This window comes from Rhodococcus sp. BH4 (assembly GCF_002079265.1).
Classification (GTDB): Bacteria; Actinomycetota; Actinomycetes; order Mycobacteriales; family Mycobacteriaceae; genus Rhodococcus_F; species Rhodococcus_F qingshengii.
In genome coordinates, this window is record NZ_CP014941.1 from 1,929,951 (window position 1) to 1,953,222 (window position 23,272).

The 23,272-nt window shown below is 61.8% G+C and carries 1 protein-coding gene (running past one end of the window); it reads left to right on the plus strand.

Translation table 11 applies throughout. The features are described from left to right. Positions 1-23,272, plus strand: the 5' portion of a protein-coding gene (locus A0W34_RS09135; protein ID WP_156888910.1) for a non-ribosomal peptide synthase/polyketide synthase. It continues 5,450 nt past the right edge of the window; only the first 23,272 of its 28,722 coding nucleotides appear in the window; it begins with the start codon at positions 1-3; its stop codon lies off the right edge, out of view.

Consider the following 23,272-nt stretch of genomic DNA (forward strand, 5'->3'; position numbering starts at 1 on the left):
GTGAATTCGCTGGGTAACGGAGAACTGGGGAGCGGCAAGCCGGAGGTCGGCAGCTCGCCGGAAGACGTTCAGCGATCCGACGCATTCCCGCTTTCCGCGGCCCAGCTCGGTATGTGGTTCGCGCAACACCTCGATCCCGCCGTTCCGGTCAACATCGCTCAGTACGTCGAACTCCGTGGTGCTCTGGAACTTGACGCCCTTCGGCAGGCCTGCGCAGACGCCGGTCGCGAAATCGGGTCGGCCTTCGTCCGGATCTTCGAGATCGACGCCCAGCCTTACCAGATCATCGACCCCACACTCGATGATTCGGTCGGTTACGTCGACCTTCGTAGTGAAGACGACTCGCACGACGCTGCCATGCGGTGGATGCGAGCAGATCGCAGCCGGCCGATCGACATGCTCACGGACCGCTTGATCTCTGCCACGATCCTGCGGCTCGGCGAGAATCGCTACTACTGGTACACACGGGTCCACCACACAATTCTCGACGGATTCGGTGCGTCGACGTTCGTCACTCGTGTGGCGGAGCTGTACTCGGCGCGCGTGGAGGGCCGGGATCCGGAGCCGAGTGAGGCCTCCGATCTCCGGAACGTCTACGAGGTGGACAACAAGTACCGCCAGTCGAGTCGTTTCGAAACCGATCGCAAGTACTGGGCAGACAAGATCGAGAATCTCGACGAGATCTCGAGCCTCGCGGGTCGAAGTGCCGCGCCGGCTCCAGTCAGTCGGATCGACAGTGCAGCGCTGTCCAACCACGTCGAGGCTCTGCTCGGGCGGTTCCTCGAGCGCATCGAGAAGACCACTGTTGCCGGCACTGTCGTCGCGGCGTTTGCGGCGTACCTCGCTCAGATGACCGGACGAGAGGACGTGTCGCTGAGTCTGCCCGTTTCCGGTCGAACAACAGCCGTGCTGCGTCGATCCGGAGGCATGGTCTCCAACGTCGTGCCGCTGCGCCTGACCGTCACCGCGGACACCACCGTCCAGGAGCTTCTGGACGATGTCAGGAACGAAATGTCCGGCGCACTGCGCCACCAGCGATACCGACACGAGGACATGGTTCGCGGCGGGGACGGGCCGGGCCGGGGCGGATTCTTCGGCCCCTGGATCAACATCATGATGTTTTCCACCGAGTTGGCGTTCGGGCCCCTCGTCGGCGAACTTCACATCTTGTCCACGGGTTTGATCGAAGACCTCGGTGTCAACCTGTATCAGAGCGTCGGCGATACCCGCACACACATCGACTTCGAGTCGAATCCCAATCTGTATGCGCCCGCGGACGCCCAGCGAAATCACTCGCGGTTCGTGGAGTTTCTCGAGAAGTTCGTCTCGGCCGAAACGAGCCGCAAGGTCTGGGATCTTCCTGTCGCAACCGACGAGGAGCGAAACAAGGTTGCCTTGTGGAACCGCACCGGCTTCCACGTTGCCTCGCAGACCATCACCGAAGCATTCGAGCGTCAGGTCGAGAGAACTCCCGATGCCACCGCTGTCGTTTTCGAAGGCGCCAGCCTCACGTACGCCGAATTCGACTCTCGCGCAAATGGTTTGGCTCGTCAACTCATCGCCATGGGTGTTGGGCCCGAATCGCTTGTAGGACTGTCGATCCGCAGGTCTTTGGACTTGATGGTCGGTCTGTACGCGATTGCCAAGGCCGGCGGAGCCTGGGTACCGGTGGATCCCGACCACCCAGCCGACCGCACCGCCTACATTCTCGAGTCGGCGCAGCCCACGTGTGTTGTGACCACTGCGCGGGACGACGTGGATCTGCCCTCGGGCACACGGGTCATCGAGATCGACACACTGGACTATGGGCAGCTCGACAGCAGACCGATCGTCAACGCGGATCGCCTGTCTCCCTTGCATTTCTCGAACACTGCGTACGTGATCTACACCTCGGGTTCGACCGGTCGACCCAAGGGTGTCGCGGTCACTCACGCGGCGATCAACAATCAGCTTCAGTGGATGAACGCCGAGTACGGGCTTTCGGCGTCGGACATCTACCTGCAGAAGACCGCTACGACATTCGACGTGTCGCTGTGGGGATTTTTCATGCCGTTGCAGGTCGGCGCCACGCTCGTCGTCGCGACTCCGGACGGTCATCGAGACCCGATCTACGTGGCGAACAAGATCGCGGAGCTCGGCGTCACGATCACCGACTTCGTGCCATCCATGCTCACGCTGTTCACTGCGAATGCACCTGCCGGATCTTGTGATTCGTTGCGCCACGTGTTTGTCATCGGCGAGGCGCTCCCGCCCGAGACGTCTTCCGCCTTCCGCGAACTCTGTGGAGCCGGACTGCACAACCTGTACGGTCCGACCGAAGCCGCGGTATCGGTCACGTACTACGAGGCCGTGGCCACGGATACTACTTCCGTGCCGATCGGTATGCCGCAGTGGAACACTCAGGCGCACGTACTGGACGGACAACTTCGCCCGACCCCCATCGGGCAGCCGGGTGAGCTCTATCTCGCCGGCGTTCAACTCGCGCGCGGATACGTTGGTCGACCGGACCTGAGCTCGGATCGGTTCGTAGCCAATCCGTACGGCACGGCCGGTGAGCGTATGTACCGGACCGGCGACCTCGTTCGTCGCCGTGAGGACGGAAATCTCGACTACATCGGGCGTACAGACTTCCAGGTGAAGTTCCGCGGGCAGCGCATCGAACTCGGCGAGATCGAGACCGTCCTTCTGGCGCACCCCGACGTTTCGCAGGCTGTCGTTTTGGTGACCGTCACCCCGACCGGTGATCAATTGGTCGGCTACGTAGTGCCGGGTCCAGGCCGAAACATCGATGCTGCGGTGCTCAGTGAGTTCGCCGGCCGAAGCCTCCCGTCGTACATGGTTCCGGCCGCGTTGATGGTGCTCGATGCGTTGCCGCTCAACACGAGTGGCAAATTGGATCGTGCCGGGTTGCCCGAGCCGGTGTTCGCGAGTGCGAAGCAGTACCGCGAGCCCCGCACCGAAATCGAACGCATCGTGGCGGACGTGTTTGCCGACGTTCTCGGTGTCGAGCGCGTCGGTATCGATGACGACTTCTTCGAGCTCGGTGGAAACTCTCTGGTTGCAACACAATTGGTGACGCGAGTGGGTTCGGCATTGGGAGTGCAACTCGGCGTTCGAGAGCTCTTCGAATCCACCACGGTCGCCACCCTGGCGGCCCGCGCCGAGTCGGTGGCGGGCAACGCCAGGCAGCTCACCCCGCTGATCGCCAAGCCTCGTCCCGAGGTCGTCCCGCTCTCGCTTGCGCAGCAGCGCATGTGGTTCATCAACCGTCTCGATCCGTCGACGCCCGCCTACAATCTTCCGTTCACAGTCCGGCTCACCGGTTCGGTGGACCCGTCCGCCCTGCATGCCGCGGTGATGGATCTTCTCGAGCGACACGAGTCCTTGCGGACGATCTACCCTGATGTCGACGGAACCGCGCAACAGCTGGTTCTGCCGGTCGACCGGGCCGCGGTGGAGTTGAATCCGGTCAAGATTCGGAATTCGCATCTCGACGCGGCGCTGTTCGACGTGGCGTCTCGCGGCTTCGACGTGACGCTCGAAATCCCGGTACGGGTTGCCCTCTTCGAGGTGTCTCCGACGGACTACGTCCTGGTGATGGTTCTCCATCACATCGCTGCAGACGGACTGTCGTTCCGTCCGCTCGCACGTGACCTTCTCGTCGCCTACTCGGCGCGAAGTGAGAAGTCTGCGCCGGCGTGGACGCCGCTGCCAATTCAGTACGCCGACTACGCCCTGTGGCAGCGCGAAGCACTGGGATCCGACGAAGACCCGCGCTCGGAGTCGTCTCGCCAGATAAACTTCTGGCGCCGGGCACTTGCCGATCTGCCGGATCAGTTGGATCTGCCGACCGACCGACCTCGTCCTGCCATCGCGTCCAATCACGGCGCCAAGCACCATTTTCAGATCAGCGAACGCACGACGCGCAAGTTGAACGAGTTGGCGCGCTCGAGGAGCGTCTCTCTGTTCATGGTGTTGCAGGCGGCGTATGCAACGCTGTTGAGCCGGCTCAGTGGTACCTCCGACATCGCGATCGGTGCCCCGATCGGTGGGCGAGGCGATCAAGCGCTCAACGACGTGATCGGCATGTTCGTGAACACCCTGGTGCTTCGCACCGAGGTCGATCCTGATGAGCCATTCGCCAATCTGATTCAGCGAGTTCGTGATTCGGGCTTGTCTGCGTACGCACATGCGGATGTCCCATTCGAGCGCCTGGTAGAGGCTCTCAATCCGCCGCGCTCACGGGCTCGTCACCCTCTGTTCCAGGTTGCGTTGACCGCGGAGATCAGTGGACGGCGCGAGCTCGAGTTCTCTGGAGTGAAGGCCGTGGCGGCGGAACTCGAGGTGCCGATCGCGAAGTTCGACATCGAGCTGATGGTGTCCGAGGGGCAAGAGGGCGCAACGGACTTCGAAGGCCTGGAGGCGACGCTTACCTACGCGACCGATCTCTTCGATGCTTCGACAATGGTGGAGTTCGCCGAGCGTTTCATCCGCGTCCTGAATGCCGTCGTCGACGATCAAAACACGAAGGTCGGCGATATCGCCGTGTTCGGGAAAGACGAGTCGGCAAGAGTGCTCGACTGGTCGGCGGGAACGCGCTGTAGTGCTCCGGAGTTGTCGATCTTGTCGGCCTTCTACCGTGCTGCAGACGCTCAGCCGAACGCCGTCGCGGTGGCGGACGACGATCGAACACTGACCTACGAGGAATTGGACACACGGTCCAGTCTCCTCGCACTGGAACTGGCCGCGACCGGTGTATGTGCGGGCGACGTTGTGGCGTTGACCGTTGCCAGGTCGTGGCAATGGGTAGTGGCGATGCTGGCTGCATGGAAGGTAGGAGCCGCGTACGCACCCATCGACCCGAGCTTCCCGCAGGAGCGCATCCAGTCGATTCTGGAAGATACCGATGCGGTGTGTGTCGTGACTGTCGACGTCATCGAACTCGACATCCCGATACTCGTTGTGAAGTCTGATCTTCCACCGGCGACCGCCGTTCAGCGCCAGGACGACCCCTGGCTTTCTGTCGGTGCGAAAGATCATCTCGGATATGTGATTTCGACGTCCGGCTCGACCGGGCGTCCCAAGCCGACGATGGTACCGATGCGAGGCATCGAGAACACCGTGGCGTGGTACCGCTCGGAACTGCCCGAAGCCGGGCCGATCCTTGTTGCGTCCTCACCGAGTTTCGACCTCACGCAGAAGAACATATGGGCAGCGCTCGGTAGTGGAGTGCCGCTTCATTTGAGCGGAGATGGTTTCGACCCGCATGCCATTCTCGGGATCGTCGAATCAGCTGGCATCCGTGTTGCGAACATGTCGCCGAGCGCCTTCGTCGCTCTTTCCGATGCAGATGCGGAGGGAGTGCTCACACAACTGGATGTAGTCTTCCTCGGCGGTGAGCCGATTCAACTCCCCAGGCTCTCGCACCTGATGCGGGCTGGGGTGCGAATCGTCAACAGCTATGGTCCCACTGAGGCTTCGGATGTTGTTTCGGCACTGTCCGCGACATCCGAGCATAGCGCCGGAGTGCCTATCGGTACGCCGATTCCGAACATCGACTTGTTTGTGCTCGATTCTCGTCTGCATCCGGTCCCAGCCGGCTTGATCGGCGAGCTGTACGTTGCGGGCGTTGGTGTCGGGCGAGGTTACGGTGCTCGGTTCGACGTGACGGCAGAACGGTTCGTCGCAAATCCGTTCGGCGACGGTGGTTCCAGGATGTACCGGACAGGCGATCTTGTCCGGTGGAACGATCTGGGACAGTTGGAGTATGTCGGCCGCAGCGACTTCCAGGTGAAACTGCGTGGGCTGCGGATCGAATTGGGCGAGATCGAAGCCGCGCTCGTGTCGCTCGAGTCAGTCGTGCAAGCCGTCGTCTTGATGCACAACGACGAACGGATCGGCGATCAACTTGTCGCGTACGTCGTCGCGGACGGTGATACGTCCCTCGAAACTGAGATGCTCACGACTGCCGTCGCGGAGAAGCTTCCCGAGTACATGATTCCTTCCGCGTTCATGATCGTGGAGGAAATCCCCCTGACGTCGAACGGCAAGTTGGATCGTCGCGCATTGCCAGTCCCCACGTTCGAGGTGCGCGAATTCCGTGCACCCACCACGCCGGTGGAAGAGATTGTCGCGCAGGTGATTGCGGATGTTCTCGGAGTGGAACGAGTCGGCCTCGACGACGACTTCTTTGAACTCGGTGGCAACTCCCTGGTGGCTACTCAGGTCACCTCCCGATTGGGGCGGGCGCTCGACACTACGGTGCCGGTGCGAACGCTATTCGACGTTTCCACCGTCGAGGCGCTCGCCGCACACATCGAGTCGCACGTAGGTAGCGGCGGGCAGAAGGCGCTCGTCGCACAGGTGCGTCCCGCGGAAATTCCGTTGTCGCTGGCGCAGCAGCGCATGTGGTTCCTGAACCGCTTCGACACCGACTCAGCTGCTTACAACATCACTTTTGCTCTGCACCTGACTGGTCATCTCGATACTGCCGCGATGGAAATGGCGCTGGAGGACGTACTGGCCCGGCATGAGGTGCTCCGAACGGTATATCCGGACGGGGCTTCCGGACCGAAGCAGTCGATTCTGTCGCTCTCGGAGGCGTTCGGCGGGCTGACCGTGGAGTCGGTTTCGAATCAGGACGAGCTCGAAAGTCGAGTCGCTGCAATCGGATCTTCAGCGATCGACGTCACCGTCGACGTGCCGATCCGTGTCCGCCTGTTGACGGTCAGCGACACCGAGCACACCCTTGCGATCGTGGTTCATCACATCGCCGCTGACGGTTGGTCGATGGCGCCCCTGGCTCGCGATGTCATGATTGCCTACTCGGCACGCAAGGACGGGATCGCGCCGGCGTGGCAGCCGTTGACTGTGCAGTACGCCGACTATTCGTTGTGGCAGCGTGAGGTTCTGGGGTCGGAAGACGACTCGGAATCACTGATCTCGCAGCAGATCTCGTACTGGACCGAGACTCTGGCAGACCTACCGGACGTGATCGAGCTTCCGTCGGACCGGTCTCGGCCTGATGTGGCGTCGATGCGCGGCGAGCGATTTGCGTTCGAGATATCCGGGGATGTGCACCGTCGATTGGACGCGCTGGCACGGGAGAACAACGCGACGCTCTTCATGGCGTTGCACTCGGCGCTTGCCGTTCTGATGGCCCGACTGAGCGGGACCTCGGACATCGCCGTGGGCACTCCCGTTGCCGGTCGCGGGGACGAGGCGCTCGACGATCTCGTCGGCATGTTCGTCAACACGCTTGTTCTGCGCACCGAGGTCGACCAGGCCCAGGCATTCACAGATCTGCTGGCTGCGGCGAGTGATTCCGCGCTCGGAGCGTTCGCTCACTCGGACGTGCCCTTCGAGCGGTTGGTGGACGTCTTGGCTCCCGCCCGGTCGCAGGCCAGACATCCGCTCTTCCAGGTTGTGCTGTCCTTGCAGAATCTCGCGCAAACGGCATTGGAACTGCCGGGACTGGCGATCAAGGCCGCCGAAATCGACACGACCACTGCCAAGTTCGACCTCGAACTCGCAGTGACAGAGTCGATCGGCGAAGACGGGATCCAGCAAGGGCTCTCGGCCGAATTCACGTTTGCTGCAGATCTGTTCGACGTTTCGACGGTCGAGGGGTTTGCTCGGCGTCTGGTTCGTATCCTCGAGACTGTCGTGTCGGTTCCTTCGATTGTCGTCGGTGACATCGATATTCTCGATGCGGCCGAGCGGGGTGTGCTGGCCGATGTTCACGGAGGTCAGTCGGTCTCGGGAACCCTGGTCGAGATCCTCACAGCGGCGGCCGCTTTGGATCCGTCGGCGGATGCGATTCGCTTCGACGGTCAGTCGATCAGCTACCGCGAACTCGACGAGCGGTCGTCGCGACTCGCTCGTGTTCTGATTGCGAAGGGCGTCGGGCCGGAGGATCGGGTCGCGATCGCGATTCCGCGTTCGGCCGATTCAGTTCTCGCTCTGTGGGCGGTGGTGAAAACGGGTGCTGCATTCGTGCCCGTCGACCCGACGTATCCGGTTGACCGTATCGCCCACATGATCTCCGATTCCGGTGCGGTGCTGGGTCTTGCGCTCAGTGACGTCGAGGCAGGATTGCCGTCGGCGTTGACGTGGGTTGTTCTCGACGACGAGAGGACAGTGGCAGCGTGCGCGGCAGAATCTTGCGCGCCGGTAAGTGATTCGGATCGACGCAGTGCGATCGACGAGCGGCAGCCTGCTTACGTCATTTACACCTCGGGCACCACGGGTCTGCCCAAGGGCGTTGTGGTCATCAATGCGGGTGTGGCGAACTTCTGCGCCGAGCAGGTCGAGCGCTATGCGCTGACCGCGGATGCTCGGACGCTGCATTTCGCCTCGCCGAGTTTCGATGCTTCTGTTCTCGAGTTGCTGATGGCATTCGGAGCAGCATCGACGATGGTGATTGCGCCGACGACGGTGTACGGCGGCGCGGAATTGGCCGAGATCTTGCGCTCGGAGGGCGTGACGCATGCGTTCGTGACGCCCGCTGCGCTGGCATCAGTGGATCCGAGCGGGCTCGACGCGTTGCGGGTGGTTGTCGTCGGTGGCGAAGCCAGTTCGCGGTCTCTCGTTGCCAAGTGGGCGGTGCCGCTTCCGGATGGCGGTGTGCGTGGATTCTTCAATGCGTACGGTCCGACGGAGTCGACAGTCGCCTCGAACATCAGCGATACGCTGACCGCGTTTGATCGTATGAACATCGGCGGCCCGATTCGGGGAATGGCCGCGCGGATCTTGGACGGCCGCTTGCAGCCCGTTCCGGTTGGTGTCGCAGGTGAGTTGTACGTGTCGGGTGTTCAGGTCGCTCGTGGATACCTGGGACAGCCGGCATTGACAGCGGGTCGTTTTGTCGCAGACCCGTTCGGGGCGCCGGGAGAGCGGTTGTACCGCACGGGTGACGTGGTCCGGTGGATCGACGGTGGCGCAGTGGAGTACGTGGGTCGCAGTGACTTCCAGGTCAAGATCCGTGGGTTCCGTATCGAACTCGGCGAGATCGAGGCCGCGCTGACCCGTTGCGCGGGCGTTGCGCAAGCTGTTGCTCTCGTTCGTTCCGACGATCACTTCGGAGATCGTCTCGTTGCATACGTCGTGCCGCAGGCCGGCGCCGAGGTGGATCCCGCACAGGTCATCGAGTCGGTGTCGACGTTCCTGACCGGCTACATGGTCCCCGACTCGGTACTGGTACTCGATTCGATTCCGTTGACCACCGCGGGCAAGACGGACATCAAGGCTCTGCCCTCGCCCGTGTTCGAGTCCAAGGTGTACCAGGCGCCGATCACGACCGTCGAAGAGACTGTCGCGCAGGTGTTCTCCGAAGTTCTTGGAGTCGCACAGGTTGGCCGCGACGACGATTTCTTCGAACTCGGCGGCAACTCGTTGATCGCGACCCGTGTCGCCGCTCGGCTGGGAGAGGCGCTCGACACAAGCGTTCCGGTTCGTGCGCTCTTCGAAGCGTCGACCGTGCAGTCACTCGCCGTCCGGCTCGAGCTGCACGCCGGTTCGGGCGCCACCGCCCCACTGGTGCAGCAGCCCCGGCCAGCTCGGATCCCACTTTCGTTGGCGCAGCAGCGCATGTGGTTCCTGAACAGGTTCGAACCCGCGTCGGCAGTGAACAACGTCCCGGCGGCGATCAGGATTTCGGGCGCCCTCGATGTGGCAGCTCTTGACGCCGCCGTGATCGATGTCGTGGGCCGACACGAATCACTGCGAACTGTGTATCCCGAGGTCGACGGCGTCGGCTATCAGGACGTCCTCGACGTCCAAGACGTTGTCGTCGATCTCAGCCCCGTGTCGATCACGGAAGATCGCCTGGCTGCGGGCGTCGCCGAGCTGGCGACAGTCGGCTTCGACGTGACGTCCGAAGTCCCGTTGCGCGCCAAGCTCTTCAAAGTCGGCGACAGCGAATACGTCCTGGTGTTCGTCGTGCATCACATCTCGACCGACGGTTTCTCGATGGGTCCGTTGACCCGTGACGTGATGGTTGCCTACGAAGCACGTACACGAGCGTCGGTGCCGGCTTGGACGCCGTTGCCGGTGCAGTACGCCGATTACTCGTTGTGGCAGCGTGAGGTTCTCGGGTCCGAGGACGATCCGCGGTCCGTGATCGCGAAGCAGATTGCGTTCTGGTCGGATGCGTTGGCTGATCTTCCGGAGCAGTTGGATCTGCCTGGTGATCGTCCGCGTCCCGAGGTCGCTTCAGGGCGCGGAGCCGAGGTCGAGTTCGATATCGACGCCACCCTGCACGAAGCTGTCAATTCGATTGCGCACAGCAGTAACTCGACACCGTTCATGGTTGTTCACGCAGCGCTCGCCGTCGTACTTTCTCGTTTGTCCGCAACGACCGACATTGCGATCGGTGCCCCGATCGCGGGTCGCGGTGAGGCGCAGCTCGACGATCTGATCGGTATGTTCGTCAACACTTTGGTGTTGCGCACCGAGGTTGATCCGTCGATGTCGTTCACGGATCTGTTGGCTTCGGCGCGTGAGGTGGATTTGCAGGCGTTCGCGCATGCGGATGTTCCGTTCGAGCGTGTGGTGGAGGTTCTCGATCCGGTTCGTTCGCAGGCTCGTCATCCGTTGTTCCAGGTGGCGTTGACGTTCCAGAACCACGAACAGACAACGCTCGAACTGGGCGACCTCGAAGTGTCGATCGAAAGTGCCGATCTTGCGTTGGCGAAATTTGACCTCCAGTTGACCCTGACCGAACGAACCGACGAGGCCGGCGCACCCGCCGGAATGTCCGCCTCTTTGACGTATGCGACGGATCTGTTCGACGAGTCGACCGTTGTGGAATTCGGTGATCGGCTGGTAAGGACCTTCCGTGCGGTGACTGCTGATCCCACCGTAGCGGTGGGTGACGTTGACATCTTGGTCGATGGAGAACGAAACCTGCTGTCCCGCTTCAGTGCTGGCCAGATCGATCATGGTGTGGATTCGACGTTGTCGGCGTGGTTCGATGATGCTGCTGCGCGGTTTGGTGATCGGGTTGCGGTGCGGTTCGGTGGCGAGTCGTTGTCGTATGGTGAGTTGTCGGTGCGGGCTAATCGTTTGGCGCGCAGGTTGATTGCTCAGGGTTGTGGTCCGGAGTCGTTGGTGGCGGTGGCGTTGCCGCGGTCGGCGGATCTTGTGGTGGCGTTGTTGGCGGTGGTGAAGTCCGGTGCGGGGTATTTGCCGGTGGATCCGTCGTATCCGGCTGATCGTGTCGAGTTCATGTTGGCTGATGCTGCTCCGGTGGCTGCGATTTCGTGGTCCGGGCGTGAGTTGGTGTTGCCCGCTGGTTTGCCTGTGGTTGATATCGACGCGGTGGATGTGTCGGAGTTCGATGGTTCGGTGGTTTCGGATGCGGATCGTGTTGCGCCGTTGCGGTCGTCGAATGTTGCGTATGTGATTTACACGTCGGGTTCGACGGGTCGCCCGAAGGGTGTGCAGGTCCCGCACACGACGGTGGCGAAGTTGTTTGCGAATACTGAGAGTGTGTACGGGTTCGACGAATCCGATGTGTGGACGATGTTCCACAGTTATGCGTTCGACTTCTCGGTGTGGGAGTTGTGGGGTCCGCTGTTGTACGGCGGCACGTTGGTGGTTGTGGATTATGTGACGTCGCGGTCGCCGGAGCAGTTCTTGGAGTTGCTTGCTGCTGAGCGGGTGACGGTGCTCAATCAGACGCCGTCGGCGTTCTATCAGTTGGCCGAGGCTGATCGGTTGGCGTCGGAATCCGGTCGGGCTGCTGAGTTGTCGTTGCGGTGGGTTGTTTTCGGCGGCGAGGCGCTCGAGCTGCGTCGCTTGTCGGATTGGTACGGCCGCCGCGGTGACTTCGCGCCGACGTTGGTGAACATGTACGGCATCACGGAGACGACGGTGCATGTGAGCCATCGTGTGTTGGATGCTGCGTTGGCGGCGGATGCGTCGGCGAGTGTTGTGGGTCAGGCTATTTCGGGTCTGCAGGTGTTCGTGCTCGATACGCGTTTGGCTCCGGTGCCTGTTGGTGTCGCGGGTGAGATGTATGTCTCTGGTGTTCAGTTGGCTCGGGGTTATCTGGGCCAGGCGGGGTTGACGTCGACGCGGTTTGTGGCGAATCCGTTCAATGCCGGCGAGGTGTTGTACCGCACGGGTGACGTCGCGTCGTGGAACAGCGCTGGTGATTTGGAGTATCTGGGTCGCGCGGATGATCAGGTGAAGATCCGTGGTTTCCGGATCGAGATCGGTGAGATCGAGTCTGCGGTGTTGGCGGATGTGTCGGTGGCGCAGACGGCGGTGGTTGTCCGTGAGGATTCTCCGGGTGATCAGCGGTTGGTGGCGTATGTGGTTCCGGCTGCGGGTGCGAGCGTTTCGGTCGACGATCTTCGGGTGTCGGTGGGTTCGTTGTTGCCGGAGTACATGGTGCCGTCGGCGTTTGTGGTGTTGGATTCGATTCCGTTGACGGTGAACGGGAAGTTGGATCGTCGGGCGTTGCCGGTTCCGTCGTTGCAGGTTGCGGTGTTCCGTGCTCCAACGTCGGTGGTGGAAGAGGTTGTTGCGCAGACGTTTGCGGATGTTCTGGGCGTCGAGCGTGTTGGTTTGGATGATGATTTCTTCGCGCTCGGTGGTAATTCGCTGATTGCGACGCAGGTGACGTCTCGGTTGGGTCAGGCGTTGGATGCTTCGGTGTCGGTGCGGGAGTTGTTCGAGGCGTCGACGGTGGAGGCGTTGGCTGCTCGTTTGGGTTCTCATGTCGGTGGCGGTTCACGTGCGGCGTTGACTGCGCAGGTGCGTCCGGTTCGGGTGCCGTTGTCGTTGGCGCAGCAGCGCATGTGGTTCCTCAACCGATTCGACACCGATTCTGCTGTCAACAATGTCCCTGTTGCCGTTCGGCTCACGGGTGCGCTCGATCTGGCGGCCCTGAATTCGGCAGTTCACGACGTTATCGGCCGCCACGAGGTTCTGCGCACGGTCTACCCCGAGGTCGACGGCGTCGGCTACCAGAAGATCTGCTCGGTAGAAGATGTCTCGATCGATCTCGGCGCAGAACGCGTCACAGACGACCGAATCCAGGCGGAGCTGTATTCGTTCTTCGCCCAGGGCTTCGATGTCACTGTCGAGGTTCCGTTGCGCGCCAAGCTTTTTCAGGTCGCCGATGACGACTTCGTGTTGTCGTTCGTGATGCATCACATCTCGACCGACGGCTTCTCGATGGGCCCGTTGACCCGCGACGTCATGACCGCCTACTACGCCCGAACCAACGGCCAGGCTCCGACCTGGACGCCGTTGCCGGTGCAGTACGCCGACTATTCGTTGTGGCAGCGTGAGGTTCTCGGGTCCGAGGACGATCCGCAGTCCATGATCGCGAAGCAGATTGCGTTCTGGTCGGATGCGTTGGCTGATCTTCCGGAGCAGTTGGATCTGCCTGGTGATCGTCCGCGTCCCGAGATTGCTTCAGGGCGCGGCGCCAATCACAGTTTCACCATCGAACCGCAGCTGTGGTCTGAGCTGGACGAACTGGCCAAGGCAACGAACGCAACTCCGTTCATGGTTGTTCACTCGGCTCTGGCGGTGCTGTTGGCACGACTGTCCGCGACGACCGACATTGCGATCGGTGCCCCGATCGCGGGTCGTGGTGAAGCCGAGCTCGATGACGTGATCGGTATGTTCGTCAATACCTTGGTGCTGCGTACCGAGGTTGATCCGTCGATGTCGTTTGCCGAGTTGTTGGCGTCGGCGCGTGAGGTGGATTTGCAGGCGTTCGCGCATGCGGATGTTCCGTTCGAGCGTGTGGTGGAGGTTCTCGATCCGGTTCGTTCGCAGGCTCGTCATCCGTTGTTCCAGGTGGCGTTGACGTTCCAGAACCTTGGACAGAGTGCTCTCGAACTGCCCGGACTCACCGCCGCTGCTGTGGAATTCGACGCAGCACTGGCCAAGTTCGATCTGCAATTCACACTTGAAGACGTCGCTGACGCCGGTATGTCCGGCACCCTGACCTACGCGACGGATCTGTTCGACGCGTCGACAGCGGCCGAGTTCGCTGATCGGTTCGTGTCCGTCCTCCGTGGCGTTGTCGCGAATCCGGCCGCTGCCGTTGGCGACGTGGATGTTATGAGCGCCGGTGAGTTGGATCGCGTTCTGTCATGGAGCGACACGGGTGTCGACAGTGGTATGGATTCGACGTTGTCGGCGTGGTTCGATGATGCTGCTGCGCGGTTTGGTGATCGGGTTGCGGTGCGGTTCGGTGGCGAGTCGTTGTCGTATGGTGAGTTGTCGGTGCGGGCTAATCGTTTGGCGCGCAGGTTGATTGCTCAGGGTTGTGGTCCGGAGTCGTTGGTGGCGGTGGCGTTGCCGCGGTCGGCGGATCTTGTGGTGGCGTTGTTGGCGGTGGTGAAGTCCGGTGCGGGGTATTTGCCGGTGGATCCGTCGTATCCGGCTGATCGTGTCGAGTTCATGTTGGCTGATGCTGCTCCGGTGGCTGCGATTTCGTGGTCCGGGCGTGAGTTGGTGTTGCCCGCTGGTTTGCCTGTGGTTGATATCGACGCGGTGGATGTGTCGGAGTTCGATGGTTCGGTGGTTTCGGATGCGGATCGTGTTGCGCCGTTGCGGTCGTCGAATGTTGCGTATGTGATTTACACGTCGGGTTCGACGGGTCGCCCGAAGGGTGTGCAGGTCCCGCACACGACGGTGGCGAAGTTGTTTGCGAATACTGAGAGTGTGTACGGGTTCGACGAATCCGATGTGTGGACGATGTTCCACAGTTATGCGTTCGACTTCTCGGTGTGGGAGTTGTGGGGTCCGCTGTTGTACGGCGGCACGTTGGTGGTTGTGGATTATGTGACGTCGCGGTCGCCGGAGCAGTTCTTGGAGTTGCTTGCTGCTGAGCGGGTGACGGTGCTCAATCAGACGCCGTCGGCGTTCTATCAGTTGGCCGAGGCTGATCGGTTGGCGTCGGAATCCGGTCGGGCTGCTGAGTTGTCGTTGCGGTGGGTTGTTTTCGGCGGCGAGGCGCTCGAGCTGCGTCGCTTGTCGGATTGGTACGGCCGCCGCGGTGACTTCGCGCCGACGTTGGTGAACATGTACGGCATCACGGAGACGACGGTGCATGTGAGCCATCGTGTGTTGGATGCTGCGTTGGCGGCGGATGCGTCGGCGAGTGTTGTGGGTCAGGCTATTTCGGGTCTGCAGGTGTTCGTGCTCGATACGCGTTTGGCTCCGGTGCCTGTTGGTGTCGCGGGTGAGATGTATGTCTCTGGTGTTCAGTTGGCTCGGGGTTATCTGGGCCAGGCGGGGTTGACGTCGACGCGGTTTGTGGCGAATCCGTTCAATGCCGGCGAGGTGTTGTACCGCACGGGTGACGTCGCGTCGTGGAACAGCGCTGGTGATTTGGAGTATCTGGGTCGCGCGGATGATCAGGTGAAGATCCGTGGTTTCCGGATCGAGATCGGTGAGATCGAGTCTGCGGTGTTGGCGGATGTGTCGGTGGCGCAGACGGCGGTGGTTGTCCGTGAGGATTCTCCGGGTGATCAGCGGTTGGTGGCGTATGTGGTTCCGGCTGCGGGTGCGAGCGTTTCGGTCGACGATCTTCGGGTGTCGGTGGGTTCGTTGTTGCCGGAGTACATGGTGCCGTCGGCGTTTGTGGTGTTGGATTCGATTCCGTTGACGGTGAACGGGAAGTTGGATCGTCGGGCGTTGCCGGTTCCGTCGTTGCAGGTTGCGGTGTTCCGTGCTCCAACGTCGGTGGTGGAAGAGGTTGTTGCGCAGACGTTTGCGGATGTTCTGGGCGTCGAGCGTGTTGGTTTGGATGATGATTTCTTCGCGCTCGGTGGTAATTCGCTGATTGCGACGCAGGTGACGTCTCGGTTGGGTCAGGCGTTGGATGCTTCGGTGTCGGTGCGGGAGTTGTTCGAGGCGTCGACGGTGGAGGCGTTGGCTGCTCGTTTGGGTTCTCATGTCGGTGGCGGTTCACGTGCGGCGTTGACTGCGCAGGTGCGTCCGGTTCGGGTGCCGTTGTCGTTGGCGCAGCAGCGCATGTGGTTCCTCAACCAGTTGGATACGAGCTCGGCAGGGAACAACGTCCCGGTTGCGATAACTCTCACCGGAGAACTGGACGTCTTGGGGCTGGAGCAAGCGGTCGCCGACGTTATCGGCCGTCACGAGGTTCTGCGCACGGTCTACCCCGAGGTCGACGGCGTCGGCTACCAGAAGATCGTTGCACCGGCTGATGTCGACGTGAACCTCGCTGCAACCTCGGTCTCGGATTCGGAGATCGTTTCCGAGGTAACGAACTTCGTAGCGGCAGGCTTCGACGTGACGGCCGAGGTGCCGTTGCGCGCCAAGCTTTTCCAGATCAAGGCCGACGAGCACGTTCTGGTATTCGTGGTGCATCACATCTCGACCGACGGTTTCTCGATGGGCCCGTTGACCCGCGACGTCATGACCGCCTACTACGCCCGAACCAACGGCCAGGCTCCGACCTGGACGCCGTTGCCGGTGCAGTACGCCGACTATTCGTTGTGGCAGCGTGAGGTTCTCGGGTCCGAGGACGATCCGCAGTCCGTCATCGCGCAACAGATCACTTACTGGGCGCAAGCACTGGACGGCGTGCCCGAACAGTTGAATCTGCCGGGGGATCGGGCTCGGCCGGCGGTATTCTCCGGTCAGGGAGCGACATTCGAATTCTCGATCGGTCAGGAATTGCATGAGCGGCTGATCAGCGTGGGCCGGGAACACAATGCGTCGATGTTCATGGTGGTCCATGCGGCTCTGGCGTCGCTTCTCGCTCGTCTGTCGGGAACAACGGACATCAACATCGGTGCACCGATGGCCGGGCGAGGTGAATCCGAACTCGACGATTTGATCGGAATGTTCGTCAACACCCTGGTTTTGCGTACCGAGGTTGATCCTTCGGCGGCGTTCACAACACTTCTGGCCTCGGCTCGGGAAACCGACCTTCAGGCGTTCGCGCACTCGGACCTTCCGTTCGAGCGGCTCGTGGAAGTGCTGGATCCCGTTCGGTCGAGGGCACATCACCCGCTGTTCCAGGTGGCATTGGCATTTCAGAACCTGGGGCAGAACTCGTTGGCTCTGCCCGGTCTGACGGCGGCCGAGTTCGAAATCGACGAGACCGTGGCCAAGTTCGACCTGCAGCTCACGATCAGTGAGGTATCAGAAGGGCTGTCGGCGACGTTCACGTACGCGACGGATCTGTTCGACGAATCGACCGTCCGCGGATTCGCCGCACGATTGATGCGCATTCTGAACGGAATTGCGACGGACCCCGCAACTTCAGTGGGTGACATCGAAATCCTCGACGCGTCCGAGCGTGAGGTTCTGACGAGTCAAAGGGCTTCGTCAGGAGTAGCGCAGGCGCCGTTGGCCGAGATTCTTGCCGACGCTGCTGCGCGCTACCCGGACAACGTCGCTTTGCGCTACCCCGGCACGGCGCAGGCCGCGGCCGGTAGGTCCATGACGTATCGCGAGGTCGACGAGTGGTCGTCGAGGCTGGCCCGCGTTTTGATCAACCGTGGTCTCGGGGCTGAAGATCTTGTGGCGGTGTCGATTCCGAGATCCGTCGAATCGGTACTCGCGGTCTGGGCAGTGTCGAAGACCGGGGCAGCGGTCGTTCCGATCGATCCGCACTATCCGGCAGACCGTATCGCGCACATGCTCAGCGACTCGGGTGCGAAGGTTGGCCTGACCCTCGACGTCGAACGTCCGAATCTCGCCGACGACGTCGAGTGGTTGGTCGTGGACGGACCGCTTGGCGAACAGATGATCGCCGGAGTGTCCGGAGCGCCAATAGATGCCGAGGAACGTGTCCGTCCACTGACGACTGCTCATCCGGCTTGGGTCATCTACACCTCCGGCACGACAGGACTGCCGAAGGGCGTTGTCGCGACCAACGCGGGACTGGCGAGCTTCAGTGTCACGCAGGCCGCGCATTACCTCGTGAAGCCCACCTCGCGGACATTGCACTTCGCGTCACCGAGTTTCGACGCGTCGATGCTCGAGTTGTTCCTCGCGGTGGCCACCGGCGCGACGATGGTCATCGTCCCGCCTGGCGTGTACGGCGGCGACGAACTGGCTGAGGTGTTCCGTAGCGAACGAGTCACGCATGCGTTCATCACACCCGCTGCCCTGGCGTCGATGGACCCGAGCGGCCTGGACGACCTGACGGTGGTAGGCGTGGGTGGCGAAGCGTATTCGCCGGAACTGATCAGCAAGTGGACGACAGGGGACGGATCGGCCGCGTCGGCTTCGGCTCCCAGGACATTCCTGAATGTCTACGGCCCGACCGAGACGACGATCGTGACGAACGTCAGCGTTCCGCTTCTGCCCGGTGACCGAATGGACATCGGCGCCACGATCGGTGACATGGCCGCATTCGTCCTGGACACACGACTCAATCCAGTTCCACTGGGAGTCTCGGGCGAGCTGTATCTGTCCGGTCCTCAGGTGACCCGCGGCTATCATCGTCGTCCAGGCTTGAGTGCCGATCGATTCGTGGCAAACCCGCACGGTAATCCGGGCGAGCGAATGTACCGAACCGGTGACGTGGTGCGCTGGGTCGCTGGAACGGCACCCTCCACCTACGCCGTGGAATACGTGGGCCGCAACGATTTCCAGGTCAAGATTCGCGGTTTCCGTATCGAACTGGGCGAAATCGATGCATCGCTGACGGCGCACCCCGAGGTCGAGTTCGCTGCGACGATGGGTACGACCCTGCCGTCGGGTGCCCCGGCGCTGGTGTCGTACGTGTTCACCGGAAAGCACGCTTCGGTCACTTCGGCGGAATTGATCGAATTCGTCTCCAGAACCCTTCCGGCCCATATGGTTCCGGCTTCGGTCATGGTCTCCTCGGACATGCCGCTCAGTCCGGCAGGCAAGCTGGACCGAAAAGCGCTCCCAGCACCGGTTTTCGAGACCAAGGAATTCCGCGCCCCGGTCACCGAGATGGAACAAATCCTGAGCGAGATCTTCGCGGACGTTCTCGGTCTGGATCGCATCGGCACCGATGACTCGTTCTTCGCTCAGGGCGGCGACTCGATCATGTCCATCCAACTCGTCTCTCGTGCGAAGGCACGTGGGGTCGTATTCGCACCCAGTGACGTCTTCGAGAGCAAGACTGTCGCGGCATTGGCCGAAGTGGCGGAGTATGCCGCCGACGTCGAGGCCGCGGTGGTGCTCGAGGAGTTGCCGGGCGGTGGAGTCGGCTGGATGCCGTTGACGCCGATCGAACGATTCATGGTCGAGCGCGGTGGCAGCTACAACCGATTCACGCAGACGATGACTCTCGAGCTTCCACTCGGAGTGCAGCGAGCCGACATCGTGCGAACACTCGCCGCAGTCGTCGACCACCACGACATGTTCCGCTCGCGGCTGATCTCCGACGGTCGCGGATGGGGGATGTCGGTCTCCGAGCCCGGAACCGTGGACGTCGAGGATCTGCTCAGCCGCGTCGATGTCGACGCGGCTGCGGACGAGTCGACAATTGTTCTCACGGCTTCCAAGGGCCTCGACGAGGCTCTCGGCCGGTTGAATCCGGCGGACGGCGTAATGGTTCAGTTCGTGTGGGTCGACTTCGGTCCCACTCGCACCGGGCGCTTGATCATCGCTGCACATCACCTGATCGTCGACGGGGTCTCCTGGCGAATCATCGTTCCGGATCTGGTGTCGGCTGCGGCTCAGATGGCCGGGGCGAGCGGAGCGACGGGGGATGTTGCTCTCGAGCCGACCGGTACGTCGATGCGACGCTGGGCTCATGCTTTGTCCGAAGAGGCCCATCGGGATTCGCGTGTGGCCGAGCTGGATACGTGGCGGAAGGTGTTGCAGACACCGGACCCGGTGCTGGGTAAGAGGGCGTACGACTCTGCCGTCGACGTTGCGGCAACGGTTCAGCGGATAAGCGTGACGGTCCCCACTCAGGTGACGGAGACTCTGTTGACCACGCTGCCGGAGGTTTTCAACGGCGGCGCCAACGACGGCCTGCTCGCTGGACTGGCACTCGCGCTGATCGAGTGGCGTCGCCGAGCCGGAATCGACTCGACGTCTGCCTTGCTGCAACTCGAGGGCCACGGTCGCGAAGAAGCCGTGATTCCTGGCGCGGATCTGTCAAGGACCGTTGGCTGGTTCACCGCTGCCTTCCCGATCAGTCTCGATCTTTCCGAGGTAGATCTGGGTGACGCTTTCGCCGGAGGTGATTCGGCGGGACACGCGATCAAAGCAGTGAAGGAACAGCTTCTGGCGATCCCGGACAAGGGCGTCGGGTACGGACTGCTGCGCTACCTGAACGAAGACACGCGCGCAGTGCTTTCTCGCTTCGCCGGGGGACAGGTCAGCTTCAACTACCTGGGACGAGTTGTCGCCGAGGATCTTCCGGCAGGCGTCGAGGGACTCGGGTGGCTGCCGGCCGGCGATTTCGCCAACGTGTCGGCACCCGAAGACGTCGACATGCCCGCAAACAAGGTCGTCGACATCAATGCGATCGTCAACGACGGCGCAGACGGTGCTGTTCTGGAGGCCTCTTTCGCATACCCCGTCGGTGCCATCGACGGCGAGAGTGTCGAGACATTTGCACAGATTTGGGTCGAAGCACTGACTGCCCTGGCGGAGCATTCTCGCTCCGTCGGAGCCGGTGGACTCACACCGTCCGACGTGCCGCTTGTCTCCGTGAGCCAACGAGATATCGACGGCTTCGAGAATCGATTCGGTACGGTGACCGACATCTGGCCCCTGGCACCGCTGCAGTCCGGTTTGCTCTTCCACGCGATGTTGGCAGAATCCAGCGTCGACCTCTACTCGGTGCAGATGATTCTCACTCTGTCCGGGAAGGTGGATGCCGACCGCTTGCGCACTGCAGCACAGGGAATCATCGACCGTTATGCGAACCTGCGAACGGCATTCACGGCCGACGACGACGGAACGCCGGTCCAGATAGTCCTCGAAGACGTTCCAGTCCCGTGGCGGAACATCGATCTCAGCGATATTGCGGCCGTCGACCGTGAGGCAGCTCTGAACGAAGTTTTGACGGCTGACCAGGCGACACACTTCGACATGGCGTCACCGCCGTTGATTCGGTTCACCTTCGTCACCATGGCGGAGGGGGACTATCGCTTGGTGGTGGCGAATCACCACATTATTCTCGACGGTTGGTCGGTGCCACTGCTCTTGCAGAACCTGTTGGCGCTGTACGCGACGCGTGGTGACGACTCGGTTCTTCCGCGTGTGCGTAGCTATCGCAATTACCTGGCGTGGCTTGTCGATCAGGATCGTGATCGATCACTCACAGCCTGGGCGGATGTGCTTTCCGGCGTCGAAGAGCCGACGCTGCTTGCTCAGGTCACAGGCGGACAGGAATTCACCGCGCTGTCACAGAAGCTGAACGTGTCGATGTCGTCGGAGACAACCGCGGCGCTCACCGCTCTGGCCGCACGACTCGGGGTCACCGCCAACACGATCGTGCAGAGCGCGTGGGCGGTCCTGCTCGGTGCGTTGACCGGAACCGACGACGTTGTCTTCGGTGCAACAGTGTCCGGCCGGCCACCGGCGCTCACCGGCGTCGAATCGATGGTCGGGTTGTTCATCAACACCCTCCCCGTGCGGGTGCGCCTCGACGCCGCGGAGTCCGTCGAAGAATTGGTTGCCAGGGTCCAGATCGAGCAGGCGAGAATGCTTGATCATCACTATCTCGGTTTGACCGATGTCCAGAAAGCAGCGGACGTCGGAACACTGTTCGACACGTTGGTTGTATTCGAGTCGTACCCGGTCGACCGTGAGGGCCTCGCCGCACAGGCGGATGTTCTCGACGGAATGATGATCGACGACATTGCCTCGGACGATTCCACGAACTACCCGTTGACCCTGCTGATCGCACTCGACGAGCAGTTGCACTTGACGCTGCGGTACCTACCGGACTTCTTCGATGCCGACTACGCAACTGCGTTGCTGGACAGAGTTCTTCGACTGCTCTCCTCCGTAGCCACCGATCCTTCGGTGCGTGTTGGTGACGTTGATATTTTGGATTCTGTTGAGCGTTCGTTGGTGCTCGAGGGGTGGAATGACACGGCTCGTGAGGTTGGGGGTGTGTCGGTGTTGGATGGGTTTGTTGCGCAGGTGGCGGCGTCTCCGGATGCGGTAGCGCTCTCGTTCGAGGGTGTGTCGTTGTCGTATGCGGAGTTCGATGCTCGGGTGAATCGTTTTGCCAGGTATTTGGTTTCGGTGGGTGTGGGGCCGGAGTCGTTGGTGGGTGTTGCGGTTCGTCGGTCGGTTGATTTGTTGGTTGCGGTTTACGGTGTGCTCAGGGCTGGTGGTGGGTATGTTCCGGTGGATCCGGATCAGCCTGCGGACCGTAATGGGTATGTGTTGGCGGCGGCGTCGCCGGTGTGTGTGGTCAGTACTTTTGATGTTGGTTTCGATGCTGGTGTGGTGCCGGTGGTCGAGGTTGATGTTGTTGATGTGTCTGGTTTTTCGGATGCTCCTGTCTCGGATGTGGATCGGGTTGCGCCGTTGCGGTCGGGGAATACGGCGTATGTGATTTTCACGTCGGGGTCGACGGGTCGGCCGAAGGGGGTGGCGGTCAGTCATCGCAGTGTGGTCAATCAGGTGTCGTGGTTGGCGGAGCGTTATGCGGTGTCGGGTTCTGATGTGGTGTTGTTCAAGACTCCGGTGACGTTCGATGTGTCGGTGTGGGAGTTGTTTGTTCCGTTGGCGGTGGGTGCTCGGTTGGTGGTGGCTACTCATGACGGTCATCGGGATCCGGGGTATTTGGCGTCGGTGGTGGCGGCGGAGTCGGTGTCGATGGTCTCGTTTGTGCCGTCGATGTTGGAGGTGTTCGTCGATCAGTTGGTCGACACGTCGGAGGCGACGATTTCGCGTCTCGGTGGTGGTGGGTTGGGTTCGTTGCGGGTGATTTTCGCGGCGGGTGAGGCGTTGCCGGCGTCGGTGGTGGGTCGGGTGTTGTCGGTGTTGCCGTCGGTTGAGGTTCATAATTTGTATGGTCCGACGGAGTTCACGGTGCATGCGACGGCGGCGGGTCCGCTCGATGGTGTGGGTGTGGTGGTGCCCATGGGTGCTCCGGTGTGGAATTCGTCGGTGTTGGTGTTGGATTCGCGGTTGCGTCCGGTGCCGGTGGGTGTTGCGGGTGAGTTGTATTTGTCGGGTGTGCAGGTCGCTCGTGGGTATTTCGGGCGGGTGGATTTGTCGGCGGAGCGGTTTGTGGCGAATCCGTTCGGTGGGGTGGGTTCGCGGATGTATCGCACGGGGGATGTGGTGCGGTGGATCGGTGTGTCGGGTGAGC